Source organism: Natronospirillum operosum (genome assembly GCF_004768465.1).
In the GTDB taxonomy this organism is placed as follows: domain Bacteria; phylum Pseudomonadota; class Gammaproteobacteria; order Pseudomonadales; family Natronospirillaceae; genus Natronospirillum; species Natronospirillum operosum.
Map to the genome: position 1 here is coordinate 29,149 of NZ_SRMF01000006.1, position 25,756 is coordinate 54,904.

19 protein-coding genes, 1 tRNA gene and 1 pseudogene are annotated in these 25,756 nt (G+C 59.2%); 7 read left to right on the plus strand and 14 right to left on the minus strand.

The features are described from left to right. Positions 1 to 467: 467 nt before the first annotated feature. Together E4656_RS14000 and E4656_RS14005 are read right to left on the minus strand one after the other, a co-directional pair. Positions 468 to 1,235 (minus strand): LytR/AlgR family response regulator transcription factor, encoded by a 768-nt coding sequence (locus E4656_RS14000; RefSeq protein ID WP_240753991.1) that lies wholly within the window; start codon positions 1,233 to 1,235, stop codon positions 468 to 470. Beyond that, on the minus strand, positions 1,228 to 2,322 hold the full coding sequence (locus E4656_RS14005; RefSeq protein WP_167856067.1) for a sensor histidine kinase: 1,095 nt from the start codon (positions 2,320 to 2,322) through the stop codon (positions 1,228 to 1,230). The genes E4656_RS14000 and E4656_RS14005 overlap by 8 nt, the downstream gene beginning before the upstream one ends. Before the next feature lie 256 nt (positions 2,323 to 2,578). Here E4656_RS14005 and ilvC point away from each other — a divergent pair, with 256 nt between their 5' ends. Beyond that, complete coding sequence (ilvC, locus tag E4656_RS14010) at positions 2,579 to 4,063, plus strand: ketol-acid reductoisomerase (protein ID WP_135483924.1); 1,485 nt, start codon at positions 2,579 to 2,581, stop codon at positions 4,061 to 4,063. A 139-nt stretch (positions 4,064 to 4,202) separates the two neighbouring features. Here the strand turns inward: ilvC and E4656_RS14015 are convergent, their stop codons facing one another. From E4656_RS14015 to E4656_RS14025, 3 genes are all read right to left on the minus strand, one after another. Next, positions 4,203 to 5,465, minus strand: a complete 1,263-nt coding sequence (locus E4656_RS14015; RefSeq protein ID WP_167856068.1) for an EAL and HDOD domain-containing protein — start codon at positions 5,463 to 5,465, stop codon at positions 4,203 to 4,205. Between the two features lie 159 nt (positions 5,466 to 5,624). Next, entirely contained in the window at positions 5,625 to 6,122 is a 498-nt protein-coding gene (gene ilvN, locus E4656_RS14020) for an acetolactate synthase small subunit (protein ID WP_135483926.1), read from the minus strand. Further along, complete coding sequence (locus E4656_RS14025) at positions 6,122 to 7,837, minus strand: acetolactate synthase 3 large subunit (RefSeq protein ID WP_205849220.1); 1,716 nt, start codon at positions 7,835 to 7,837, stop codon at positions 6,122 to 6,124. Before E4656_RS14025 ends, ilvN begins: the two co-directional genes overlap by 1 nt. A 548-nt stretch (positions 7,838 to 8,385) precedes the next feature. On the opposite strand from E4656_RS14025, the gene E4656_RS14030 reads away from it, so the two are divergent. Further along, entirely contained in the window at positions 8,386 to 8,847 is a 462-nt protein-coding gene (locus tag E4656_RS14030) for a TetR/AcrR family transcriptional regulator (protein ID WP_135483928.1), read from the plus strand. An 18-nt stretch (positions 8,848 to 8,865) separates the two neighbouring features. Here the strand turns inward: E4656_RS14030 and E4656_RS14035 are convergent, their stop codons facing one another. The 5 genes from E4656_RS14035 to rluD form a co-directional block, all read right to left on the minus strand. Next, positions 8,866 to 10,089 (minus strand): CaiB/BaiF CoA transferase family protein, encoded by a 1,224-nt coding sequence (locus tag E4656_RS14035; RefSeq protein WP_135483929.1) that lies wholly within the window; start codon positions 10,087 to 10,089, stop codon positions 8,866 to 8,868. A 22-nt stretch (positions 10,090 to 10,111) separates the two neighbouring features. After that, positions 10,112 to 11,290: an acyl-CoA dehydrogenase gene (locus E4656_RS14040; RefSeq protein ID WP_135483930.1), complete on the minus strand. Its 1,179-nt coding sequence runs from the start codon at positions 11,288 to 11,290 to the stop codon at positions 10,112 to 10,114. 204 nt (positions 11,291 to 11,494) lie between these two features. Beyond that, a complete protein-coding gene (gene clpB / locus E4656_RS14045; RefSeq protein WP_135483931.1) occupies positions 11,495 to 14,071 on the minus strand; it encodes an ATP-dependent chaperone ClpB in 2,577 nt (858 codons plus the stop codon). Between the two features lie 121 nt (positions 14,072 to 14,192). Then, positions 14,193 to 14,966, minus strand: coding sequence for a peptidoglycan editing factor PgeF (pgeF, locus tag E4656_RS14050; RefSeq protein WP_135483932.1), 774 nt, complete (start codon positions 14,964 to 14,966; stop codon positions 14,193 to 14,195). Next, positions 14,953 to 15,915, minus strand: a complete 963-nt coding sequence (gene rluD, locus E4656_RS14055; RefSeq protein ID WP_135483933.1) for a 23S rRNA pseudouridine(1911/1915/1917) synthase RluD — start codon at positions 15,913 to 15,915, stop codon at positions 14,953 to 14,955. The genes pgeF and rluD overlap by 14 nt, the downstream gene beginning before the upstream one ends. Before the next feature lie 79 nt (positions 15,916 to 15,994). On the opposite strand from rluD, the gene E4656_RS14060 reads away from it, so the two are divergent. The 4 genes and pseudogenes from E4656_RS14060 to E4656_RS14075 all read left to right on the plus strand — a co-directional run. Continuing rightward, positions 15,995 to 16,807: an outer membrane protein assembly factor BamD gene (locus tag E4656_RS14060; protein WP_167856069.1), complete on the plus strand. Its 813-nt coding sequence runs from the start codon at positions 15,995 to 15,997 to the stop codon at positions 16,805 to 16,807. Positions 16,808 to 16,995: 188 nt separating this feature from the next. Continuing rightward, the gene (locus tag E4656_RS14065) at positions 16,996 to 17,589 is read left to right on the plus strand and encodes an SAM-dependent methyltransferase (protein WP_205849214.1); all 594 of its coding nucleotides are present in this window, start codon (positions 16,996 to 16,998) and stop codon (positions 17,587 to 17,589) included. Positions 17,590 to 17,677: 88 nt separating this feature from the next. Continuing rightward, complete coding sequence (locus tag E4656_RS14070) at positions 17,678 to 19,357, plus strand: L,D-transpeptidase family protein (protein ID WP_135483935.1); 1,680 nt, start codon at positions 17,678 to 17,680, stop codon at positions 19,355 to 19,357. A gap of 426 nt (positions 19,358 to 19,783) precedes the next feature. After that, positions 19,784 to 20,597 (plus strand): annotated as a pseudogene (locus E4656_RS14075) (IS3 family transposase); the annotation flags it as partial. A gap of 149 nt (positions 20,598 to 20,746) precedes the next feature. Here the strand turns inward: E4656_RS14075 and E4656_RS14080 are convergent. The 3 genes from E4656_RS14080 to E4656_RS14090 form a co-directional block, all read right to left on the minus strand. Beyond that, a complete protein-coding gene (locus E4656_RS14080; RefSeq protein WP_135483936.1) occupies positions 20,747 to 20,998 on the minus strand; it encodes a hypothetical protein in 252 nt (83 codons plus the stop codon). An 84-nt stretch (positions 20,999 to 21,082) separates the two neighbouring features. Further along, positions 21,083 to 22,330 carry an AAA family ATPase gene (locus E4656_RS14085; protein WP_135483937.1) on the minus strand — a complete coding sequence of 416 codons (1,248 nt, stop codon included), beginning with the start codon at positions 22,328 to 22,330 and terminating at the stop codon, positions 21,083 to 21,085. A gap of 768 nt (positions 22,331 to 23,098) precedes the next feature. Continuing rightward, a tRNA-Leu gene (locus E4656_RS14090) sits at positions 23,099 to 23,185 on the minus strand. 305 nt (positions 23,186 to 23,490) lie between these two features. Between E4656_RS14090 and E4656_RS14095 the strand changes: the two genes are divergently transcribed. Continuing rightward, a complete protein-coding gene (locus E4656_RS14095) occupies positions 23,491 to 25,332 on the plus strand; it encodes a bifunctional diguanylate cyclase/phosphodiesterase (protein ID WP_135483938.1) in 1,842 nt (613 codons plus the stop codon). Here E4656_RS14095 and E4656_RS14100 read toward each other — a convergent pair. After that, positions 25,316 to 25,753 carry a universal stress protein gene (locus E4656_RS14100; RefSeq protein WP_135483939.1) on the minus strand — a complete coding sequence of 146 codons (438 nt, stop codon included), beginning with the start codon at positions 25,751 to 25,753 and terminating at the stop codon, positions 25,316 to 25,318. The genes E4656_RS14095 and E4656_RS14100 overlap by 17 nt on opposite strands. Positions 25,754 to 25,756 lie beyond the last annotated feature (3 nt).

Here is a 25,756-nt window from a genome sequence, read left to right on the forward strand (position 1 = left end):
CACTGTGCAAAACCGAGACGGCACAAGCACAACATGTAGGGGCTCCTCTGTTGGGGTGAATGGAAGTTGCCAGCCTACCCGAAGCCGGGCTGCCTGGAAAGTGTCCCTTGTTGTTGGAGTGGAGACGGAGGGCAGCAGACTGTCCGAGGACCGCTGTGAATACATCCCTGTACGCTACGGTTCGCCCATCCATGGGCTCAACGTTCCCCGGACAGTCTGCTGCCCTCCTGCTCGCACCTGCCGAGGCGACATCCGACAAGCATCCATCCTAGTTGTTTCGGCAGACTGGTGAGGTCGTCAGGGTTCGAAGATTGAAGCCGTCCGGAAGCGCCCACAGGAGTGGCGGGCTGGGTGCAGGCACTGTGAGACCGTCCGCAGCCAGGGACGGCCGCGGTCGAGCTGTCATGGATGACGTTTTTGCGTGTCTCACAGGCCTGTACCCAGCGGACGCTTAAATGGAACAACCCCTACATCTGCCGAAAGCGGTCGGCAAAGCGGCGGCTGACCGGCTGGGGCTGTTTCAGCCCCTTGATATGGACCCTGAGACCACCGGTGAGGTCGCGCCGCACGCGTTCGATGGCCGGTACGCGTACGATGGCGCTGCGATGCACCCGCCAGAATGCATCCGGGTCCAGCTCTTCTTCCAGCTGTTTCAGTGACTTGCGGATCAGGTACTCACCATCTGCCGTCACCACAGTGGTGTACTTGTCCTCCGCCCGAAACACCAGTACGGACTCGACCGCGATCACATGGATATCCTCGCCCTGCTGAGCATTGATCCACTTCAGCCAGTCGCCCCGCTCCCGACTGACCCAGCGCTTGAGATCACCCAGGTCAGCCACCACCGGTTCCGGCCTGTGCAGCCGATTCTGCAGGCGGTCAATGGCCTGATGCAGGCGTGCTTCATCGACCGGTTTGAGCATGTAGTCGACCGCCTCACGCTCGAAGGCCTGCACCGCATAGTCGTCATAGGCCGTGAGAAACACGATATGACTGGCCTTTGTCAGACCATCTTTCTGCAGTTGTTCCGCCACTTCTATACCGGTCAGCCCCGGCATCCTGATATCCAGAAAAATGGCCTGGGGGCGGATCGAACGCGCCATTTCCAGCGCCTCCTCACCATTGGCCGCAGTGAGCACCTGGTCAATCTCGGGCCACAGGTCCTCCAGCAATTGCTGCAAATGAAAGCGCAGCATGGGCTCGTCATCGGCAATCAGCACGCGCAGTTCAGTCATTGTTTCCCGTTTCCCCGGTCGTTTGCTCGGCCAGTGTCTGTGGTAGCACCAGCGTCAGATGCAATCCGCCCTGCTCGCCGGGCCGCATGGTCAACTCTGCAGAGTCCCCGTACAGACTCTGCAGACGCTGTTTCAGATTGCTCAGCCCCACGCCTTCCCCCTGCGTCTGGGCCAGCGCATCCAACCCCAGGCCGGTATCGATCACTTCCAGTTGCCACCATCCAGCTTGCGCATCCAAAGTGGCGGCCCGTACCTGAATGTGCCCCCCTTCCCGCTTGGGCTCGATACCATGGCGGATGGCATTCTCCACCAGTGGCTGCAGCAGGAGCGGCGGCAAGGGCAGCGCGTACATGGCCTCCGGTACCGCCAACTCATAGCTCAGTCGTTCACCCATGCGGATGGACTGGATTTCCAGATAGCTGCGGGCAATGGTCAGTTCGTCTCCCAGCGTGGTCGTATCCGACCTGACCCGATTCAGGTTGGCGCGCAGCATGGTGGTCAGAGCCTGAATCATCGCCTTGGCTTTCTCGGGCTCTGGGCCGATCATTGCCTGCACATTGGCCAGGGTATTGAACAGGAAATGGGGCTCCATCTGGCTCTGCAACACCTTCAACTGGCTGAGCGTCAGTGCCCGCTCACGCTCCGCCTGCAACCGTCTCTGCTCGCTGACTTCGGCGCGCAGCAACTGCAGTCGATAAAGCGAATAGAAGAACAGCAGGCCGAGACAGCCGAAGAAAAGGCCCACGCCAACATTCGACAGAATGGCATCCGGCTGCGCAACAAAATCTGACAGCTTGCCCATGAAGTACAGCATCAGCATCAGGTTCAGCATGCCAAGGACAACCCCGCTGACGAGTCCAAGCAGGTTGACTACCAGATCCGGCCAATCCGGGCGCAGTGTGGTGATCAGCATGATGCTGAGCACAATGCTGATGCCATACCCCTGCGACACCCAGAGATTCACCAGATAACCATTGTCATTCAGCATCTGTGTCACCACCGCGATCGCTGCGCACAACAGGACTGTGATGGCCAGCGTGCGCCCCCAGCGCATCACGTCAACCTGGTTACAACTTCCCGAGTGCATACCGGCTCTCCTGCCTGATTCTGATAGCTGTGCTGTAATGTAACGCAGAGTGCCACAGCCCCCGGGCCTTTGCGACAGGCGGTCTTCTGGCGGACCGAGTGGCGTCCACGCAGGACAAGTGGCCCAAACCATTATCCCGGATTTTGCAACAAACTATTTCAAACAATTCATTTTATCAAACATCTGTTCAACGATAGAATGGCCGCACTTCTATCCAAACCCTGATGCAATTTCATCTCCAACAGGATCCGCAAACATGTCACAGAACTATTTCAACACCCTGAATCTGCGCCAGCAGCTCGACCAGCTTGGCCGCTGCCGATTCATGGACCGCGATGAATTCGAAAACGAGTGTGAATACCTGAAAGGCAAGAAGGTCGTGATCGTCGGCTGTGGTGCCCAGGGCCTGAACCAGGGCCTGAACATGCGCGACTCCGGGCTGGACGTGTCCTATGCCCTGCGCCAGGCCGCCATTGACGAGAAGCGTCAGTCCTGGAAAAACGCCAGCGAGAACGGCTTTGTCGTGGATGCCTATGAAAAGTTGATCCCGCAGGCGGATCTGGTGGTCAACCTGACCCCGGACAAGCAGCACTCCAGTGTGGTTGAAGCCATCATGCCGATGATGAAAAAGGGCGCGGCGCTGGGTTATTCCCATGGTTTCAACATTGTCGAAGTGGGCCAGAAGATCCGCGATGACATCACCGTGGTCATGGTGGCCCCCAAGTGCCCGGGTACCGAGGTGCGCGAAGAGTACAAGCGCGGCTTTGGTGTACCGACGCTGATCGCGGTGCACCCGGAGAACGACCCCCAGGGCGACGGACTGGAAATCGCCAAGGCCTGGGCTGCGGCTACCGGCGGCCACCGTGCCGGTGTACTGGAAAGTTCCTTCGTGGCCGAGGTGAAATCCGACCTGATGGGCGAGCAGACCATCCTGTGCGGCATGCTGCAGGCCGGCTCCATCCTGTGCTATGACAAGATGGTGGCCGAAGGCACCGACCCGGCCTACGCCGGCAAGCTGGTGCAGTATGGCTGGGAAATCATCACCGAGGCCCTGAAGCTGGGCGGCATTACCCACATGATGGACCGCCTGAGCAACCCGGCCAAGATCCGCGCCCATGAGTTGTCGGAAGAACTGAAAGCCCTGCTGACGCCGCTGTTCCAGAAGCATCAGGACGACATCATCAGCGGCGAATTTTCCCGTGGCATGATGGCCGACTGGGCCAATGATGACGCGGACCTGCTGCGCTGGCGTGAAGAGACCGGCCAGACGGCCTTCGAGAACGCCCCTGAGTACAAAGGTGAACTGAGCGAGCAGGAATACTTCGATCACGGCATTCTGATGATCGCCATGGTCAAGGCAGGCGTCGAGCTGGCGTTCGAAACCATGGTGGTTTCCGGCATCATCGAAGAGTCCGCCTATTATGAATCACTGCACGAGCTGCCGCTGATCGCCAACACCATTGCCCGCAAGCGCCTGTACGAGATGAACGTGGTCATCTCCGATACGGCGGAATACGGCAACTACCTGTTTGCCAATGCGGCCGTGCCACTGCTGCAGAAAGAGTTCATGCCGAAGGTGAGTGCTGACGTCATCGGTCGCGGCCTGGACGTGCAGGACAATGCTGCCGACAACCTGCGTCTGATCGAGGTCAATGAAGCCATCCGCAACCATGACATCGAGTGGATCGGTGCCGAACTGCGGGGCTACATGACCGACATGAAACGCATCGTGGGCGCCTGATCCAGGGCGCTCTCGCAGCAAGCTGACAGTCTCGTTTTCCTCTGGGTGCTCCGTGCGGGCACCAATTCAAGCGGCGCCTGCTCCTAATTAACCAGACAGGACACTGGGCGCCGCCTTTTTTAACACTGTATGGAACCGCTTACACGCTGTTCAAAGACTGCAGGAACAGACGTGCCTCCATCAGTGCCTGCTGCTGGAGCTCTCCCATACGCGCCCGCGCCAGACCCAGTTGCTCCAGCGCCCGACCGGAAATACGATCTATCGGATGGCGTTCCAGATAGCGCGCCACCCGCAGCCAGGCTCCGAGCCGACCGCGGTTTTCCAACAGCGCATGATTGAGCAATTCATCAAGCGGCAGATGCTGCAGCAGTTCCTGCATCGGGCGGTCAAAAAAGGCATCCAGGCAGCTCAGCAGGCCCACGGTGAAGGCTGCATTTTCCATTGCCGGTCGCGTCTCACGAGCCAGTTGCTGACACATGTAGGCATTGAACAGAGTCATTTCCTGCAGCGCCTTGCCACGATCACTGTGCGCATCCAGCAACAGCAGCGTCACCCAGCTGCGCAGCCGGTTGATGCCAAGCATGGCAATGGCCTGCTGCAGGGAGCGAATGGCCCGCTGTCGACGGTACAGCGCCGAATTGACCAGGCGCAGCAGTTTCACCGACAGCGACGGGTCACGCTGAATCACCGCCACCACGTCGCGAATATTGACCTCGGACTGATACAGCGTGCTCAGCAGGTCCAGCACCACGGTCCTGTCCGTGCCCAGCGGGCGTCCACTGACAATTCTGGGGCGACTGAAAAAGTACCCCTGGAACATCTCAAAGCCCAGTTCGCGGCACCGGTTGTATTCTTCCAGCGTCTCGACTTTCTCGGCCAGCAACTGGACGTTGTAGGGCTCCAGCTCATCGACCACGGAAGCCAGCACATCAAGCGGCGAATGCAGGAGGTCAACCTTGACGATATCGACCAGATCAAGCAGTTCAGACGGATACTTGCGGGTACCGTAGTCATCGATGGCGATGGTGTAGCCGCGCCGCCGCAGGTCCCTGAGTTTGTCGAACAGACGCGCCGTGAGCGGAATGTCTTCCAGCAACTCGATCACCAGATGCTTTTTGGCAAAGTCCGGGACCACGGACAGCATGTCTAGAGTGAAATTGACGAAGGCGCGCTTGCCGGAAACAACAGACAGCAGATCAACCTCGGTCAGCGCATTGATCAGCACCCGTGCCGAGGCTGAAGACCCATCATCAAAGGACGCGGTATTACCCCCGACAGAGCCCCGAAACAGCAACTCGTAACCGACAATACGCAGGTCGAGGTCAAAAATAGGCTGGCGGGCAAACAGAGGCACCTGTGCCTGCGCCACCGACAAAGAGTCCTTTTGGGCACTTGAATCCATGTCCATAACTCCTGCTGGCATGGCTGATATTGATGCGTCTGCCGTTCCTGACGCTATATACAATACCCGGTTGCAGGCCCTGCCCGCAATCGTACCCTGTGCTCTGTCGGCCGGCGCGCGTGCAATCTGCCTTACACAGGCCGCATGCTTGCCCTGAAATCAAAGGCTCAGGGTCTTCTCGCCGCGGGAAATCCCGGAGACCCCGGAACGCACGACCTCCAGCACCGAGGCCTGCGCCAGCGCGCCAAGAAATGCATCCAGCTTGTCACTGTTGCCAGCCACCTGAATGGTGTAGGTGTTGGGTGTGACATCGATCACCTGACCACGGAAAATATCGGCCGTGCGCTTCACTTCTTCGCGCTGCGCGCCGGCAGCCCGAACCTTCACCAGCAGCAGTTCACGCTCCACATGCACGCCTTCGGACAGATCGATCAGCTTGACCACTTCGATCAGCTTGTGCAGTTGCTTGGTGATTTGCTCGATCACCTGATCGGAGGCCTGCGTGACCAGCGTCATGCGCGACAGCGTGGCATCCTCTGTGGGCGCCACGGTCAGCGAATCAATGTTGTAGCCACGCTGTGCGAACAGACCCACCACGCGTGCCAGGGCTCCGGACTCGTTTTCCATCAGGACCGAAATGATACGTCGCGTGGTCATCAGGTTCTCTCCGTCTTGCTCAGGAACATGTCACACATGGCACCACCGGCCACCTGCATGGGGTAAACGTGCTCTTTGGGGTCGACCAGCACATCGAGGAAGACCAGCCGGTCCTTCATGGCAAAGGCTTCTTTCAGCGCCGGTTCCAGGTCCGATGGCTTCTCGATGCGCATGCCGACATGGCCATAGGCCTCGGCCAGGCGCACGAAGTCGGGCAGCGAGTCCATGTAGGAGTTCGAGTAGCGGGATTCATAGTTCATGTCCTGCCACTGCTTCACCATGCCGAGATAGCCGTTGTTCAGGTTCAGAATCTTCACCGGCAGGTTGTACTGCTTGCAGGTGGACAGTTCCTGAATATTCATCTGAATCGAGCCTTCACCGGTGACGCAGACCACATCCTCGTCCGGGTAGCTCAGGGCCACCCCCATGGCCGCCGGCAGCCCGAAGCCCATGGTGCCCAGGCCGCCGGAGTTGATCCAGCGATTGGGCTTGTTGAAGCGGTAGTACTGGGCCGCGTACATCTGGTGCTGGCCCACATCGCTGGTGACAAAGGCATTGCCGCCGGTTGCCCGCCACATGGCTTCGATCACGAATTGCGGCTTCATCATCTGGCTGTCATCGGTGTTGTACCGCCCGCCATGACGACCGCGCCACTCGTTGATCTGACTCCACCAGAGGCGCAGGGCTTCCTGATCCACCTCCAGTTTGCTTTCGTCGATGGCCTTCAGCATCTCTTTCAGTACGGACTTGACCGGCCCGACGATGGGAATATCGGCCCGTACCGTCTTCGAGATCGAAGTCGGGTCGATATCGATATGGATAATCTTGGCATGGGGGCAGAACTTGGTGGTGTTGTTGGTCACCCGATCGTCAAAACGCGCCCCGATGGCAATGATGACATCGGCATTGTGCATGGCCATGTTGGCTTCATAGGTACCGTGCATGCCCAGCATGCCGATAAACTGGTCGTCGCCGCCCGGGTAGGCCCCAAGGCCCATCAGGGTGTTGGTGACCGGGTGCCCCAGCTTCTGCACCAGTTGGGTCAGCAGATCGGAAGCGCCGCCCAGAATGACCCCGCCACCACTGTAGATCATGGGCCGCTTGGCCTGCAGCAACAGGTTGACCGCCTTGCGGATCTGCCCGGCATGGCCCTTGGCAACCGGATTGTAGGACCGCATGCGCACCTCTTTCGGGTACACATAGGGAAACCGTTCATTGGGCATTGTCATGTCTTTCGGGATATCCAGCACCACCGGACCCGGCCGGCCGCTGCTGGCGATATAAAAGGCCTTTTTCACCATGGCCGGAATATCGGCCGGATTGCGCACGGACATGTTGTGCTTCACGATCGGGCGCGAAATACCCATCATGTCGGTTTCCTGAAAGGCATCGTCGCCGATCAGGTGGCTCATGACCTGGCCGGTAATCACCACCATGGGAATGGAATCCATGTAGGCGGTCGCAATACCGGTGATGGCATTGGTGGCACCCGGGCCACTGGTGACCAGCACCACGCCGGGCTTGCCGGTGGCACGCGCATAGGCATCAGCCATGTGAGTGGCGGCCTGTTCGTGGCGGACCAGAATATGCTGGACGGCATCCTGATTGTGCAGGGCGTCATAGATATGGAGCACAGCCCCACCCGGGTAGCCGTACAGGTATTTGACCCCTTCGTCTTTCAGGGCCCGCATCAGCATTTGTCCGCCGGACAGCATGGGGGGCTTTTCTTTGGGCTTGCTTTCAGTCTGTTCTTTGATTTCGGTCATGTCCGTGTCTCGCTCTGCCGGGCGCGCGGGCAGGCGTGTGCCGCGCCAGATTACTGGGAGACTGACAAGCAATACGCAAGGCGTGTGCTGGATAAAGCACACAGACGACAACGGTCAGGAAAGGATAAGGCAGGGCGCGGAGCGCTGCGGACTATCCTGTGCCAGCTATTTCGCGATAACAAAAAAGCTCACCGGACCAAGCGTCGCCCCTCGACCCGGGCACCTGTCAGAGGCCAGTGGCCACCGTAGCCGTGATCACGCACCGATACCTTGTGGGTACCAGTGAGAACACGTCGTTACGGCACCATGCTGACCGATGACGCCTGCCATAAGGCCGAAGCAGTCGAAACTTGCACAGTCACCGACGACCGATACAGTCGCCGATAACCGCTATTGTCGCCGCCTGCGGCGCAATGTCAACCGTTCGTCTGGCATCAAGCGCAGCAAGCGGGCATACTGCCAGCTTTAACACTGAGTAAAGTCGGGATTTCGGCAGTATGGCGCGTGCCTCCAAACGGGACCACATCATCGAACGGGCAACCGATCTGTTTCTGCAGCAGGGTTTCAAGGGTACGTCCATTGATCTGGTAGTCACCACCTGTGGCGTGTCCAAACCGACGGTGTACAAGCACTTTCCCGACAAGACCATACTGATGAACGCGGTGATGACCCACTGGCTGCGCGACCCGGTGCCGGAGCCGCCCGAGACTGGCGGTCTGGGTGCTCTCTGGCAGCATCTGCGGCGCTACTGGTGGGCGCCCGACCACATGGCCATGTATCGGCTTGTGATCAGCGAAGGCTGGCGCTTTCCCGCTGCCGCAGAAGCCTTCTGGAGCGACTTCGATCAAGCCTGGTGGCAGGCCGTGGAAACCTGGCGCAGCATCCAGCCAGGCATCGAAGCCGCTGGTTTCGAACTGCGCCTGCAGGCAGAACTCTGGCGGCGTCTGACCGCCCAATAGGTCCGAACCGATGTCCTGCTAGATAGTACCCTCTGCCCGCAGACGGTCGAGGGCCTCGGCCGACAACCCCAGCAATTCACCCAGTACAGCGTCGGTCTGCTGCCCCAGTTGCGGCGGCCCCAGCTCGGCATTCAGTGGCGCGCCGTCAAAGCGCACTGGATTACCGACCAGTTGCGCACTGTGCCCCGCTTCCGGTGGCCCCAGCGGACGCTCGATCAGCAGACCACGATGCAGCACCTGAGGGTCGGCAAACACCCGGTCCATGGTATTGATGGGCCCGCAGGGCACGCCGGCCGTTTCCAGCCGCTGCACCCAGGCATCCGTGGGGCGCTGCTGGAATACCGGCGCCAGCAACGCAATGAGTTCCCGCCGGTGACTGACCCGGGCGGCATTGGTCCGAAAACGGTCGTCTGCGGCCCATTCCGGGTGGTCGATGTGCTCGCACAGACGCGCAAACTGGTCGTCATTGCCCACGGTCAGGATCATGTGGCCGTCGGCTGTCGCAAAGGCCTGGTAGGGCACGATATTGGGATGGGCATTGCCCATGCGCCCGGGCACCTCACCCGAGGTCAGATAGTTCTGCGCCTGGTTGGCCAGCACGCCGACCTGCACATCCAGCAGGCTGAGGTCGATATGCGCGCCCTGCCCGGTACGCTCACGCTGCCACAGGGCCGCCAGCACCGCATTGGCCGCGTACATACCGGTAAAGATATCGGTCAGCGCCACGCCCACCTTGAGCGGCCCGCCACCGGGCTCTTCATCTGGCTGGCCGGTCAGACTCATCAGCCCGCCCATGCCCTGAATCAGAAAGTCGTACCCGGCGCGTTGGGCATAGGGGCCATCCTGACCGAAACCGGTGATGGAGCAATAGATCAGCTCCGGTCGCTCCCGGCGCAGGCTTTCATGGTCCAGACTGTACTTCTTCAGCCCGCCGACCTTGAAGTTTTCCAGCACCACATCGCAGTGCTGTGCCAGGTCCCGGACCAGTTGCTGGCCTTCGGGACGGGTGATGTCAATGGTGACCGACTGTTTGCCCCGGTTGGCGGCCAGAAAATAGGCCGCATCACGAGTCTCTTCGTGCCAGGGTGGCCCCCAGCCGCGAGTGTCATCACCGCGGCCCGGGCGTTCGATCTTGATCACCTCGGCACCCATGTCGGCCATCCACTGGGACGCCCAGGGGCCGGCCAGGATGCGCGACAGATCCAGAATACGCACGCCATGCAATGGTTTCTGTGGGGACATAAAACCGCCTCCTGCAGGCCTTTCAGCCAAAGGCCTGGATGCCGGTCTGGGCCCGGCCGAGAATCAGCGCATGAATATCATGCGTGCCTTCGTAGGTGTTGACCGTTTCCAGGTTCACCATGTGGCGCATCACGCCATACTCTTCGGAGATGCCGTTACCGCCGTGCATGTCGCGCGCGACCCGGGCAATATCCAGCGCCTTGCCACAGTTGTTGCGCTTGATCAGCGACACCATTTCCGGCGCCCAGTCACCGCTGTCCATCAGCCGGCCCACCTGCAGGGCAGCCTGCAGCCCCAGGGTGATCTCGGTCTGCATGTTGGCCAGTTTCAGTTGTACCAGTTGGGTCGCAGCCAGCGGCCGGCCGAACTGCTTGCGGTCCAGGGTGTACTGCCGCGCCGCATGCCAGCAGTACTCGGCCGCGCCCATGGTGCCCCAGGCGATGCCATAACGGGCCTTGTTCAGGCAACCGAAGGGGCCGGCCAGACCGGCGGCATCCGGTAACAGGTTCCCTGCCGGCACAAAGGCTTCATCCAGCACGATTTCACCGGTGATGGAGGCGCGCAGCGACAGCTTGCCCTTGATCTGCGGGGTACTGAACCCTTCGGTGCCACGCTCGACGATAAAGCCCTTGATCTTGCCGTCATGCGCCTCGGATTTGGCCCACACCACGGCAATATCGGCGATGGGGCTGTTGGTGATCCAGGTCTTGGCGCCGGTCAGCCTGTAACCGCCGTCAACCTTCTTGGCCCGGGTTTCCATGGAGCCGGGGTCAGAGCCGTGATTGGGCTCAGTCAGGCCAAAGCAGCCGATCATCTCGCCGGTGGCCAGCTGCGGCAGATACTGCTGTTTCTGCTCCTCTGTGCCATAGGCTTCAATCGGGTACATGACGAGAGAAGACTGCACGCTCATGGCCGAACGGTAGCCGGAATCGACCCGCTCCACTTCACGCGCAATCAGGCCGTAGGCCACATGGCCCACACCAGAGCCACCATACTGTTCGGCCACCGTCGGGCCCAGCAGCCCCAGTTCGCCCATGGCCGTCATGATGTTGCGATCAAAGTGTTCTTCGCGCGCGGCGTCCGTCACGATCGGCTGCAGGCGTTCCTGACAGTAGGCACGGGCGGAGTCACGAATCATGCGTTCTTCGTCAGTCAGTTGCTGCTCCAGCAGCAGGGCGTCATCCCATTGAAAGCGGCTCATCTTGGTTCTCCGAATGTGTTGTTGTACCTACTGTTTTACGACTTTTTATAAAAATGTCTACATTTTTGTCAACTATGGACTGTAAATCAGACGCCCGGACTGTTCATCCAGGTTGCCGCCCGCTGCCTTCGAACCAATGGGACACTCACAAAAAACCCCGACCGGGCAGCCCGGTCGGGGTTTCAAGGTCGGTTCGAACTGTGTTTACTGAGCGCTGAACACCAGGCGCCCATCCTGTGCGTCCACATGCACGGTGTTGCCGGGGCTGAACTCGCCCTTCAGCAGTGACGTGGCCAGCGGGTTTTCCAGTTCGCGCTGGATGGTCCGTTTCAGCGGCCGGGCTCCGTAGACCGGGTCATAACCGGCCTCACAGAGCAGCTCCAGCGCACCTTCGGTGATGGTCAGACCCAGTTCCTGGTCGGCCAGGCGCTGTCGCAGCAGATTGAGCTGAATATCAGCAATGCCGCGAATCTGGTCTGCCTGCAGCGGATGGAAGACCACCAGCTCATCCACCCGGTTGATGAACTCGGGTCGGAAGTGCTCGCCGACCACCGTCATGACGGCGGTCTTCATGGCGTCGTAGTTTTCCTCCCCGGCCAGGCGCTGAATCTGGTCACTGCCCAGGTTGGAGGTCATGACAATCACGGTGTTGCGGAAATCGACCGTGCGTCCCTGACCATCGGTCAGGCGGCCGTCATCCAGCACCTGCAGCAGGATATTGAACACGTCCGGGTGCGCTTTCTCGACCTCATCCAGCAATATCACGCTGTAGGGCTTGCGCCGCACAGCCTCGGTCAGATAACCGCCTTCCTCGTAACCGACATAGCCCGGAGGCGCCCCGACCAGACGGGCCACGGAGTGCTTCTCCATGAACTCGGACATGTCGATGCGGACCATGGCCTCCTGGGTATCGAACAGGAACTCGGCCAGTGCCTTGCACAACTCGGTCTTGCCGACCCCGGTCGGCCCCAGGAACAGGAAGGAACCGTTGGGTCGATGCGGGTCGGCCAGGCCGGAACGCGAACGGCGTACCGCATTGGATACCGACACCACCGCCTCGTGCTGGCCGATGACCTTGGCATGCAGGGCTTCCTCCATGCGCACCAGCTTGTCGCGCTCGCCTTCCAGCATTTTCTCCACCGGGATACCGGTCCAGCGCGATACCACCTTGGCGATGGATTCTTCCGTCACCCGGTTGTGCAGCAGTTTCATGTCCATCATTTCGGCCTGACTGGCCATGTCCAGCTGCCGCTCCAGTTGCGGAATCAGGCCATACTGCAGTTCGGACATCCTGGCCAGGTCACCCTTGCGGCGGGCCGCCTCGATCTGCTTGCGGGCTTCCTCCAACTGCTCCTTGATGCGTTGGGTACCCTGCAGGGCCGCTTTCTCGGTATTCCAGATCTCTTCCAGATCGGCGTACTCGCGCTCGACTTTCTCCAGTGTCTTGTTCAGTTCTTCCAGCCGCTTTTTGGTCGCCGCATCGGTTTCCTTTTTCAGTGCCTCGGCTTCGATCTTGAGCTGGATGCGCCGCCGATCCAGCCGGTCCATGGATTCCGGCTTGGAGTCGATCTCCATGCGAATGCGGCTGGCCGCTTCGTCCATCAGGTCGATGGCCTTGTCCGGCAGCTGGCGGTCCGTGATGTAGCGCTGTGACAGGGTCACGGCAGCGATCAGGGCCGAGTCGGTGATTTCCACCCCATGGTGTACTTCGTAGGGTTCCTTCAGCCCGCGCAGGATGGCAATGGTGTCTTCAGTGCCGGGCTCGGAGACCAGCACCTTCTGGAAGCGCCGCTCCAGCGCGCCGTCCTTCTCGATGTGCTGCCGGTACTCGTCCAGCGTGGTGGCCCCGACACAGTGCAGTTCACCGCGCGCCAGCGCCGGCTTCAGCATGTTGCCCGCATCCATGGCACCTTCGCCCTTGCCGGCGCCAACCATGGTGTGCAGCTCGTCGATAAAGAGGATGATCTGGCCTTCCTGCTTCGACAGTTCCTTCAGCACGGCCTTCAGCCGCTCCTCGAACTCACCGCGATACTTGGCCCCGGCCAGCAGTGCGCCCAGATCCAGCGACAGCACCTGCTTGCGCTTCAGGCCTTCCGGCACCTCGCCGTCGACAATGCGCTGCGCCAGCCCCTCGACAATGGCGGTCTTGCCCACACCGGGCTCGCCGATCAATACGGGGTTGTTCTTGCGTCGGCGCTGCAACACCTGAATGGTGCGACGAATCTCGTCGTCGCGGCCTATCACCGGATCCAGCTTACCCTGATGGGCCCGTTCGGTCAGGTTGATGGTGTACTTGTCCAGTGCCTGCCGCTGATCTTCGGCGCCCTGGCTGTCGACCTTCTCGCCGCCCCGGACATCGTCGATGGCACGGTTCAGTGCCTCTTCGGTCAGCCCGGCATCACGCACGATCTTGCCGATGTGGCCCTTGTCCTGCGTCATGGCCAGCAGCACCATCTCGCTGGAGATGTACTGGTCACCGCGTTTCTGGGTCAGTTTGTCGGCCATGTTCATGACCCGACCCAGTTCCGGTGCCATGCCGAGTTCACCATCGTGGTCGGGCTGGCGGGCCAGTTCATCCAGCCGCTGATCCAGCGCCTGGCGCAGGGTTTGTGGTTCCGCACCGGCGCGCTGCAACAACGGGATCACACCCGAGCCCTGCTGGTCCAGCATGGCCAGCAGCAGGTGCGCCGGGTCGATCTGATTGTGATCACGGCCCAGCGCCAGCGACTGCGCATCGGACAGTGCGAGCTGCAGCTTGCTGGTTAGTTGATCGATTCTCATCTGAGTGACTCTCCCCTCTATTCCGTTCAGGCGGCCTGTGCACACCTGTTGTCAGTTACCGGAATAGATGGGGGGGTGGCTGATTGTTTTCAATACAACCGACGCAGAATGCTGATGCAGATCAAGGATGACGCCAGATCAGAGTGGCCATGCGACCGGTGCTGGGGTCGCGGCGATAGGAGAAGAAACGATCCGTGTCACTGAGCGTACAGAAGTCGCCCCCGGCAATTCGGTTCACACCGACCCGCTGCAGGCGCTGGCGGGCCAGATGATAGATGTCAGCCAGCCAGCGATCACCTGTGCCGGCACGAAAAGCCTGCGCAGCATCGGCATCCTGTGCCATGAACGCCGCCCGCACCTCCGGGCCGACTTCAAAGCGCTGCGGACCAATGGCCGGTCCCAACCAGGCTAACAACTGCTCCGGCGCGGCGGTGAAGGTCTGCACCAGGTTTTCCAGCACGCCGTCACAGAGGCCGCGCCAGCCGGCATGCGCCACCCCGATTTCGGTACCGTCGGCGTTGGTCAGCACCACCGGCAGGCAGTCAGCGGTCAGCACACATAGCGGCACCCCGATGCAGTCGGTGTAGGCCGCATCGGCGGCGGCTGCGGGCCGCTGCTCGGGTTGCCGGATGCAGGCCACCTCGGTGCCATGCACCTGTTGCAGCCATACGGGGTCGCGGGGCAACTCCAGCATGCGGCGAACCTGATCCCGGTTGGCCGTCACCCGCTCCGGGTCATCGCCCACATGCTGGCCCATATTGAGGCTGGCCCAGGGGGCTGTACTGTGGCCGCCACGACGAGTCGTCACGGCCACGCCTACCCCGGCAGGTTGATCCGGCCAATCCGGCAACAGTATCTCGGGCGCCACGGTCTGATCTGCCTCAGTAGCTGTCATCAGGGGTCTCCTCGGCCATCACCGCCAGCAGTGCCTGTATGTCCGCCGGCAGATCGATTTCCCACGCCATCCACTCGCCGGTGGACGGGTGCGCCAGGCCCAGCGCCTTGGCATGCAGTGCCTGACGCGGGAACCCGGCCAGCGCCTCGCGCAGGCGGTCGGGACAATTGCGGGGCTGCGAAAACTGACCGCCATAGACCGGATCACCCACGAGCGGGTAGTGAATATGATCCATATGTACCCGAATCTGGTGCGTACGCCCGCTTTCCAGTTTCAGGCGCACATGGGTGTGATGGGCAAACTTTTGCAGTACCCGATAGTGCGTGGTCGCTTCCCGCCCACCCGGCCGCACGGCCATACGGGTACGCTGCGTGGGATGCCGGCCGATGGGTTCATTCACCACGCCGCCGCCAGTCATCACGCCCTTGCAGATGGCTTCGTATTCGCGGTCGATATCCCGTGCCTGCAGGTCACGCACCAGCCGGGTGTGCGCCTCGACGGTGCGCGCCACCACCATCAGCCCGGTGGTATCCTTGTCCAGTCGGTGCACGATGCCGGCCCGCGGCACGGTGGCCATATCCGGGTCATAATGCAGCAGACCATTGAGCAGGGTTCCGTTCGGGTTGCCGGCACCCGGGTGCACCGTGAGCCCGGCCGGCTTGTTGATCACGATAATCTGGTCGTCGGCGTAATGAATCGGAAAATCCACTGGCTCCGGCGTCCATTCGGTGAATACTTCCAACTCCGCTTCCAGATGCAGCCATTCACCGCCAATGACCCGCTCTCTGGGCTTGACGGTACGCTCATCCAGGCTGAGCTGGCCGCCTTTCAGCCAGTTCTGCAGACGCGAGCGGGAGTACTCGGGGAATAATTGGGCCGCGGCCTGATCCACGCGCAGCCCACCCATTTCCAACGGGATCTGGGCATCAAGTTCTATCAGTTCATGCATGGGTGTCCGGGCCTGAATATGATTTAATGGGCGCCATTGTATTTGATCCGACCGTTTAGGGAAAAAGATGTTCGCGAGAGTGCCTTCAGTCGTACCTACCCTGTTTGCCTTGCTGGTACTGGTCATGCTGACCGCATGTGGCCAGCAGACCCGCATCACCACCGAGGGTGACAGCTATGCCCGGGCTCAGCAATTTCTGGAAGAAGGCCGGTATGATGCCGCCATCGACCAGCTTGAAGCCATGGAAAACCGCTTTCCGTTCGGCGCCTATGCCACCCAGGTGCAACTGGATCTGATCTACGCTCACTATGAACGCCGCAATTATGAGCGGGCCATGCGCCGGTCCAATCGGTTTATCCGCCTGCAGCCGGCCCACCCGCGCGTGGACTATGTCTACTACATGCGCGGCCTGATCAGCTTCGGCATGGCCGAGCGCACAGCCAGCCTGCTGTCCACACGCAACCCGGTGGACCGTGATGTCAGTGGCTATGACGACACCTTCATGCTGCTGGAAGAGTTTCTGGACCGCTTCCCCGACAGCGACTACCGGGATGATGCCAAGGGCGTCATGCAGGTGGCCCGTTCGCGCATGGCGGAGCACAGTTTCAATGTGGCGCTCTACTACTATCAGGTGGACCGTACCGAATCCGCCCTGACCCGCCTCAACAAACTGCTGGCCGAGTTCCCGGGTGAGTCCGTGCAGGACGATGCGCTGGCCCTGAAGGCCCGCACGCACGAAAAACGCGGCGACACCGAGGCCGCAGAGCGGACCTTGGAACTGTTGCGCAGCGAATTCCCGGACAGCGCTTTCCTGCGCGATGAAGAACTGGACGCCGACTTCCGCTTCCGGCGCCCCTGGTACTTCTGGCTGACTCTGGGCCTGGTGGGCTGAACCCGACCTGCCGTGCCGGCCGCCATCCCCTGGCGGTCGGCAAATGGACAATCTGCCTGAGCGCGTTATAATCTGCCGCTTCCACCCCAACGTAATTCCAACTGGTCGGCCACAGCTGTTTGCATCTAAGCTGGCTGATCTCAATGACAGGTGGCGCTGGTAGCCTGTCACTTCCGGGAGCATTCGGCATGATGTGGAACGAACGCTACGCCATGGAAGACTACGCTTACGGCAAGGAGCCCAACGAATTCCTGCGCAGGACTTCAGATGACATCCTGCCCGGCGACGTGCTGTGCCTGGGCGAAGGTGAAGGCCGCAATGCAGTCTTTCTGGCCCAGCTTGGCTTTGATGTCACGGCGGTTGACCTGTCCGAAGTAGGCCTGGCCAAGGCTCAGCGCCTGGCCACCGAGCGCGGTGTCAGTATTCATACCATTCTGGCCGATCTGGCCGACTTTGCCATTGAGCCCGGCCGCTGGGGCGCCATTGTTCTCATCTTCTGCCACCTGCCCCCCGAAATACGCGAGCCTCTGCATCGCAGGGTGGTGGCTGGTCTGCGCCCGGGCGGCACTCTGGTCTATGAAGGTTATCACCCCGACCAGATCGACAAGGCCACCGGCGGCCCGAGCAACCCGGCATTGCTGCCCGATCTCGAACAACTGCGGGATGATTTCACCGGGCTCAACCTGCAATGCATGCAGGAAATGGAGCGCCCCGTTCATGAAGGCATCTATCATCAGGGTGACAGTGCCGTGGTGCAGATACTGGGCTTCAAGCCAGCCTGAGCCGCCGGTTCAGCGCAGCCTCGCATTTGCCCCACACATCCCCTATAGTGCAGCGAACACCCGTAGCAGCCGTACAAGGTAGTCCCCGTTGGAGTCAGTACCGTTCCCCTGTTTACAGCGCAGCCGATCAGGCTCGTCCAGATCGCTTTTCCTGCTCACCCTGGCCCTGCTGGCGTTGCTCACTGCCTGCTCCGGCCGCAGCGGCGACAGCACCGTGGACCGCGCACAGATGGAAAACACCGTGCAGCTCCAACTGGACCTGCTCCTGTCTTCGGTCGCCCCCGTAGGCGGCCAGGCGCTGCCTGATGACACCCTGCAAACCTTCTATGCCGAGCGGAACTACCAGCCGCTCTGGCTGCAGAACCATGACGCCCAAAGCCGCCTGCTGGATCAACTGCAGCGGGCCGGTGAACACGGCCTGAACCCGGCTGACTATTTTGTCGACGCCCTGCGTGGCTATCGACGGCTGGAGCGCCCCTCGGCTCTGCAGCAGGCCGAACTGGACGTACTGGCCACCATGGCCCTGCAGGCCTACGCCCACGACCTCAGCAGCGGGCGCTATGACCCGTCATCCATAGACCCCAACTGGCAGATCGACATTCCCAACGGCGAGTGGAAGACACTGCTGGAACTCGACTCCGCCTCTGCCATGGTGGACGCCCTGCCCGACCTGGCGCCCCAGCATCCGCATTACCAGGCCCTGCAGCGCTGGTATGCCTACTATCAGGAACTCGATCAGCGCAACGCCGAAGTGCGCATACCGCGCGGAGAGCTGCTGTTGCGTGGCTCGCGCGAACCCAGAGTGGCCCTGCTGCGCGAACGACTGCAGCAACTGGGTGACCTGCGCGGACCGGCCCGCGGGGTCGACCCCAACCTGTTCGACGGCGTGCTGGAAGATGCCGTGCGCAGCTTTCAGGCCCGCCATGGCTTGAGTGTCGACGGTCGGGCCGGCAGCCAGACGCTCGCCGCCATGAATGTACCCGTGGCCGAACGCGCACAGCAGATTCGCCTGAACATGGAGCGCTGGCGCTGGTTGCCGGCAGAGTTGGAAGAGGACCGCATCTGGGTCGACCTGACGGCCTATGAAGTGCACATGCACCTGCATGGCGAGCATCACAGCATGCGCGCGGTGATCGGCATGCCGGAGCGTATGACGCGGGTATTCCGCGGCGAGATGACCTATATGGAAATCAACCCGACCTGGCGGGTGCCCCAGCGCATTGCACGCGAGATGCTGCTGCCACAGATTCAGAACGATGCCAACTATCTGCGCCGCAACAACTACCGGGTATTCAGCGGCTGGCACTCCGGTGCCGAAGAGATTGACCCCGATTCAGTCAACTGGGCCGCCATGACGCCGGAGAACCTGGTCTACCGCTTTGAACAGATGCCGGACCCCGGCAATGCGATGGGCCAGTACAAGTTCATGTTCCCCAACCGTAACGCCATTTACCTGCACGACACCCCGGTGCAACGCTACTTTGACCAGCCCGACCGCGCCCGCAGCGCCGGCTGTGTACGCCTGCACGACCCCTCCTTCTTTGCCGACCTGCTGGTACGGGACGACCCCTCCGCGCGCGACCGCCTGAACCTGGCGCGTCGAGTCGATGACCCGACCGTGGTATCACTGCGCGACCCGGTGCCCATCTACCTGGTCTACTTCACCGTCATGCTGGACCCCCAGGGCCTGCCCGAGTTCAGAGAAGACATCTACGAGCGCGACCCGCTGATGCGCGAGGCCATGATCTACCGCAACCTGAGTCTCTGAGTAGCGGTTGTCTGTCATACCAGACAAGCGGAAAGCACATTGACCGCCAATAGGTGCTGGAGCTTGCAGCTTCATAGATGCGTTGTCCTTTCTGTTTGACCCTACCCCACTCTTCTCAGTTCCAGTGACTTTTCGGTATAGTCTGCTTTGAGTAGCAGCTACAGCAGATACATTTGATGGAAAAAACTAGCTGGTATGCGATCCCGGCCAAGATCCTTTTTTCTCGTGTTTTTCGGGAGCTGGATCTACTGCGTAGTTGCCTATGGCTTCCTTTTGGGGCTCGGCCTAGGTTGGCTGCCGTCATACTTTGCAGCTGTGATTGCTGCTTTCCTTTGGCCCTTGATCTGGGGCGCAGTCGTTTTCGTGACATACCTGCTTTTTGGCCCCGTGTAGCGCTTTCTTTGCTCACTTGGAAGCCCTCGAGGGAAAGTGGCAACGCCATCTCAACGCCGAGAGGTGGAAAAGAATGTCGTTGAGGCTGCTCGCTCCAGTATTCGGCTGGCCTCTCAGATTTTCGGTATCAGTGAGACCTGCTACCGCTATCAGGCGATAGCATAGTCACGATAACGCCTTGATTGCCGACTGGTTGGTGCGATTGACCCACAACCAGCGCAGTTGGGGCTTTGGCCTAGGCTTCCTGTATCTGCGCAATGTGAAGGGGCACTCCCCTGGAACCATAAGCGGGTGTATCGGATATACCGTGAACTGGCTGAACCTCCGCATCAAGCGGAAGAAGCGCCTGATACGTGAAAAGCCGGAGCCCTTGGCAGTACCAACCGCGCTGAACGACTGCTGGTCGATGGACTTCATGCATGATCAGTTGGCAGAGCGTACCGGTTGTTCAACGTGATCGACGATTACAACCGATAAGGCCTGGTAATCGATGCGGACTTCTCATTACCGGCAAAGCGCGTGATACGCTCTCTCATCCAGTTGATCCCGGCCCAAGGCCATTAGATGCGACAACGGCCCGGAGTACGTCAGTGGCAGACTGATCAGTTGGGCGAAGCAGAACGGCATTGAACTGCAGTACATTCAACCTGGCAAGCCACAGCAGACTGCCTACATCGAACGCTATAACCGGACGGTACGCTATGACTGGCTGAGCCATTATCTGTTCGACTCGATCGCTGAAGTACAGGACTTTGCCACCCGCTGGCTCTGGACATACAACCACGAGCGACCGAACATGGCACTGGGCGGCATCACACCGAAACAGAAGGTGGCTATGGCTGCCTGACCGAGTCTACTTATCACTCGGTTAATAATGAGAGGATTACCCTAGCTGATGCTTTAGCGTTGAGCCTGCAGGAATTTGTTCATTGGTTTCTCCGATTCTCAGGCATAAAAACCCGCTCAGATATTCCTAGCGGGCCTTTGAAAATAGGTTTATTCAACCTTAGCGTTTCCAATTCTCTCGATCAAAAGCTTTCCTGACAATTTTGAATGTCTTAACCAAAATTCTCCTTGCAAGGCCTCGAGCTGAGCATATGTTTCTTCAATGTGCTCCTTTAATGCATCAAAATCAGGGTCGGAATGAGAAAAATCATGTAGGCGATCAAACGATTCCCGCACAGCAATGGCAAATTTCTTATCCGCAGACGTCAAATCTGCCAATACTTCATCAAGTTTCGTACCCATACGATCACTCCCATTTTGAACGAGATCGAAGGATAAACTCTTCAGTCCGAATTGTCAGCAGACGCACATTCTGTGCGACACCTATCAACCTTCCTCCAACGCTTGTTTTTGAAGCTTCTTGACGTCTACATTGAGCTCATTGTCACCCGCCTTGAGCTTCACTGACCGCGAAGATCCTAAGATGGCTGATGCAAGTTGGTCAGCAGCGTTAGCATTGCTGCTCCCGGAATTTCCAGCTTTCGATTCGAACAAGCCAGCAGTAATTTGTTCAATCAATCTCTCCGGCATTACCTTATCGCCCAACGCGGTCCATTCTAAGGCACTTTCAACAGCCCAGTTAGCTCGCTCAATATCCAACTCAAACTGCTTGATTTTGAACTCTGCTTCCGCATGCCTTTGGAGCCAGTCGTTCTCCCACCGAAGCCAGTAAAATATTAAACCAATAAGTGCGAATGAAAGTGAAGCAAAGTACAAGTATCCATAGATACTGGAATCACCTCCTGCGATATCCCAAAATATGACCACAAAGGCCATAATAAAACTTAGTAAAACTAAAGATGAGGCTACAGCAACCCGGACAGGCCAGCGCATCTGACGTGTTCCATGTGTAAGATTGAATTCCTTCTGTCGATCCGAGATTGTTTCAATTAATTGTTTTCGGTTTTCCCTTCGAGCATGGGTGTTTGAACGATCATCGAGCTGCTTCTCCCGTTTTTCCAGCTCCTGAAATTTACCTTTCAGCTCTTCATGTAGCTCTTTATGTCGATCCTGATATTGAGTCTCTAAGTCATCAGTACGAGCTCTATAATCTGACTCCATTTCAAGCCGTTCATCTCTGATCTTTTCCAGCATGTCTGCGTTAAGAGACTCCAAGCGTTCCAGAACTGCCTCATGACTGGCGAGAACGTTGGATGCCTGGCGAGTGCTTGTTGTCAGTCGTGTTAGATCTGAGCTGGCATACAGTTGGTCAGCGATTATATCCATCGCCTGTGCTAACTGATCTTCCTCTAGTTGTTCTTGGTTCGATCTGTCGTTTCTGCTGACGATCATTTGATCAATGAATGCAGCAGTTTCTGGCTCACCTCCACCTCTTTGAAAGTCAAATGTAATGTCTGCTATCTTTAATCTAATTCGATTAATTCGATACTTCCTAGCAATAGCAAACTCATCTAATTCATCTTCCCAGTTTTCAGGATCAATACTTGTAGCAGATATACCGTGATTGTGTATATTTAGCTGATGGAATCCAACTTCTCCGGTGATTTTCTTAAAACAAGTGATGAGTTTCTTGTCATCAGATTTGACGAAATTAAGCTTAACTAGTTGCACCATGCTAGGCCTCCTTCTTTACAAGAAGCCAGTCTGCACCATTCGGTGCAGGCTAATCCAGCATTTGTCCTTTTTCTGTCGGCTTAAAGGGAGGATTGTCGCTCAAAGTATTAAGCAGTCACCTCTCCAAAGTCCGAGCGGCCCTGAACGTTGAAGTTGATCTGCTTCTCGGTCAGGGAGTACGCACCGACATCAATCGGGTGGTTCGATACCACCACAGGGCCGTGATCAATTGACTGCCTACTCCCTGTGGATACAGCTTCAGGGCTAGGTAGGCTCTTAAGCTGATTGCGTTCTGGCCCGAATCGTCAGGACAATGAAGGTAGGTGAAGCTGCGCGACCAGTTCTGTATCTTGCCAGGCAAGTACTGCTTACCGTTGGCACCCCATAGCCGTCTTGTCATGTCGTGCATGATGAGGGAGCCCTGCAGGCTGCAGCTGGATATAAAGCGAACAGTTTCAACTGCTGAGCGTTGAGCCAATCAACTGTTGATAATCAGTGATGGATTGGTGCTGCAGCTGATCGGGTTCTTTTGAGTATGGTACCAGTGGCCGGAATCGACGGTCCGACGCTTCGGTCGGCACGGGGGAGTGCCGGTTCGAATTTGGAGCCAACAAAAAACCCGACCAGGGTGAGCTGATCGGGTTCTTTTGAGTATGGTACCAGTGGCCGGAATCGACGGTCCGACGCTTCGGCCGGCACGGGGGAGTGCCGGTTCGAACGGTACAAAAAAGCCCGAGATGATTTTTCACCTCGGGCTATCTCGAATGCTGGTACCAGTGGCCGGACTCGAACCGGCACGGGTGTTACCCCGGCGGATTTTGAATCCGCTGCGTCTACCAATTTCGCCACACTGGCATTTCCAGCGCGCATTCTACTAGAACCGGCGGACTGCGCAACCGTTTCTGCAGGGCCGGAAGGCCCGAATCACGCCTGATAGCTGCAATATTGATTGGATATTGACTCGTCCGGCGCATTGACTTTCGGGCAAGCCTGACCAAATAATAGCCAGCCCGTCCCGATTTGGCAGAGCCATGAAGTCAATGCACTGCGCTATCGGTCCGGAGAACAGGCGTCTGACTTGTGTTCAGCATCTGAGAGGTGGACTTCTCCAGAGACACAGGCGCTTGCCCAGGGAGTCAAGGTAGTCGGGTAAATTCTACATGAGAAGCAGAAAGAGCAACTCTGCAGGAACGCAGTCAGACAATGACACCGAGTCTGAACGCAAGGGGCTGGCGGGCCGTCTGGATGATCATGATGCCCTGACCGTCAGGGCTATAATCGAGTCGGGCATCCAGTCCCTCTATCAACCTGTGGTGGATGTCGCACGGGCCGAAATCCTGGGCTACGAATGCCTGTCACGTGGGCCTGACGGCCATGAGCTTGAGCCTCCCTTGCAGCTGTTCTCCGAAGCCAGGGATCATGGCCTGCTGCCCAGTCTGGAAACATCCTGCCGTGGCCTGGCCGTCGAACGTTTTGTGGAACGTCAGTTCGAAGGCAAGCTGTTTCTGAACTGCGATCCGCATGCTTTTCTGCATCCCGAGTATCCCCGCGGCTATACACTGGCCAGACTCCAGGCCGCCAACCTCGACCCCGAGCAGGTGGTCATCGAGTTGACAGCTCATCATTTTCGCGAAGATTTCGGGGCCCTGCGGGAAGCCATGCAGCACTATCGCCGGCTCGGCATGCAGACCGCCATTCCGGATCTGGGCACCGGCTACAACGGGCTTCGCCTCTGGTCGGAACTGCACCCCGACTTCGTCAAGCTGGACCCGCACTTCGCGCAGAATATTCACAAGAGCCACACCAAGCAGAGCTTTGTCCGGGCGCTGGTACAACTCTGTGACGAGTTGCGTACCCGCCTGGTCCTGACCGGGATAGAAACGGCTGCCGAGGCCGAATTGCTGCAGGAGCTGGGAGTACACCTGATGCAGGGGTTCTATTTCGCCCATCCGAAGGCAGGCCCTGCAAGTGCCGACTTTCAGCTACCGGGGGCCGGGCCAAGACGCCGTATCCAGGATTTTCAGCAGGCCATTGATCTGGCGCACTGGGTCGAACCCGCAGCGCCCAACACCCAACTGGGCAGCCTCTGGCGCCGTTTTGAAAACGAGCCACAGTGTCAGGCCATTCCGGTGGTGGATGCGGGAAAAGCGCTGGGCTTCATAGAGCGGGCCCGAGTCTATGAACTGTTCGCCAAGCCCTATGGTCGAGCCCTGTTTTCGCAGAAAACTGCCCGCCATTTCGTCGCGCCGGAATCACTGCTGGTGGATCAGCATACGCTGCTGTCCGATTTGAGCCGCATGATCACTGCCGAGCCGGACCTGCAGTTGCGCCAGCATTTCATTGTGCTGGACTGCAACAACCGGTATCTGGGAGTAGGCCAGGCCCGAGACCTGCTACGCCGCATGACCGAACATCGCCTGCGCGTGGCCAGACATGCCAACCCGCTGACCCACCTGCCGGGCAATGTGCCCACCAATGAACATCTGGAAGACCTGATCAACAGGCAGCGCAGTTTCAGTATTGCCTATCTGGATCTGGATGCCTTCAAGCCCTTCAATGATACCTGGGGCTATCACACCGGCGATCAGGTGATACTGCTGGTGGCGCAGTTGTTGCGGGAGCGGCTGCGCAGCCGCCAGCATTTTATCGGCCACATTGGCGGGGATGATTTTGTGGTCATCTCCACCCATCACGAGCCGGAGCCGCAGTTGCGCCTGCTGCAACAGACCTTCGTCGAGCGCATCAGGCACCTGATGACCAGCTCCGGCCTGCCGGACGGCGATTATCAGGCAACCGACCGTCAGGGCGAGTACCGGCACTACAGTCTGCCCCGCGTCTCCATCGGCATCGTGCATGTCGACGGCACAGAGGGCCCGCAGAGCATGGATGAACTCGTGCCGGCCCTGACCCGGGCCAAGCATGAGTCCAAACGTCTGTGCGGCCAGGGTCTCTACCGGTCACACTGGCATCCGACCAGACCACAGCCTAGTGCGGACGAATAACCAGCACCGAGACTCTGGACCGCTCCACCACCCGCGCGGCCACCGAACCGAGCAGAACCCGCTCCATGGCATTGTGGGAGTGGCTGGGAATGACGATCAGATCAGCCCCGATGCGCTCGGATTCATCCAGAATCCGCTTGTAGGGTGTGCCATCCACCACCTTCAGTTTGACCTTGAGGTCATCCGGCACGGCGTCCTGCACAATCTGGCGCAACTGCTGGTAAACATCATCCCGGATCTTTTCCATCTCGGCCTTGGGGAAATAGCCCGCCACCCAGGGTGAGCCGAAACCCGGCAATACAGTCATGACCTGCAGCTCACTCTGATGCTGCTGACTCAGACCAACCGCAGCCTCCAGGGCCCGGTCGGTCTGCGCCTTCTCGGCCGTTATGGCTATGGGTACCAGTATTTTCCTGAACATGGT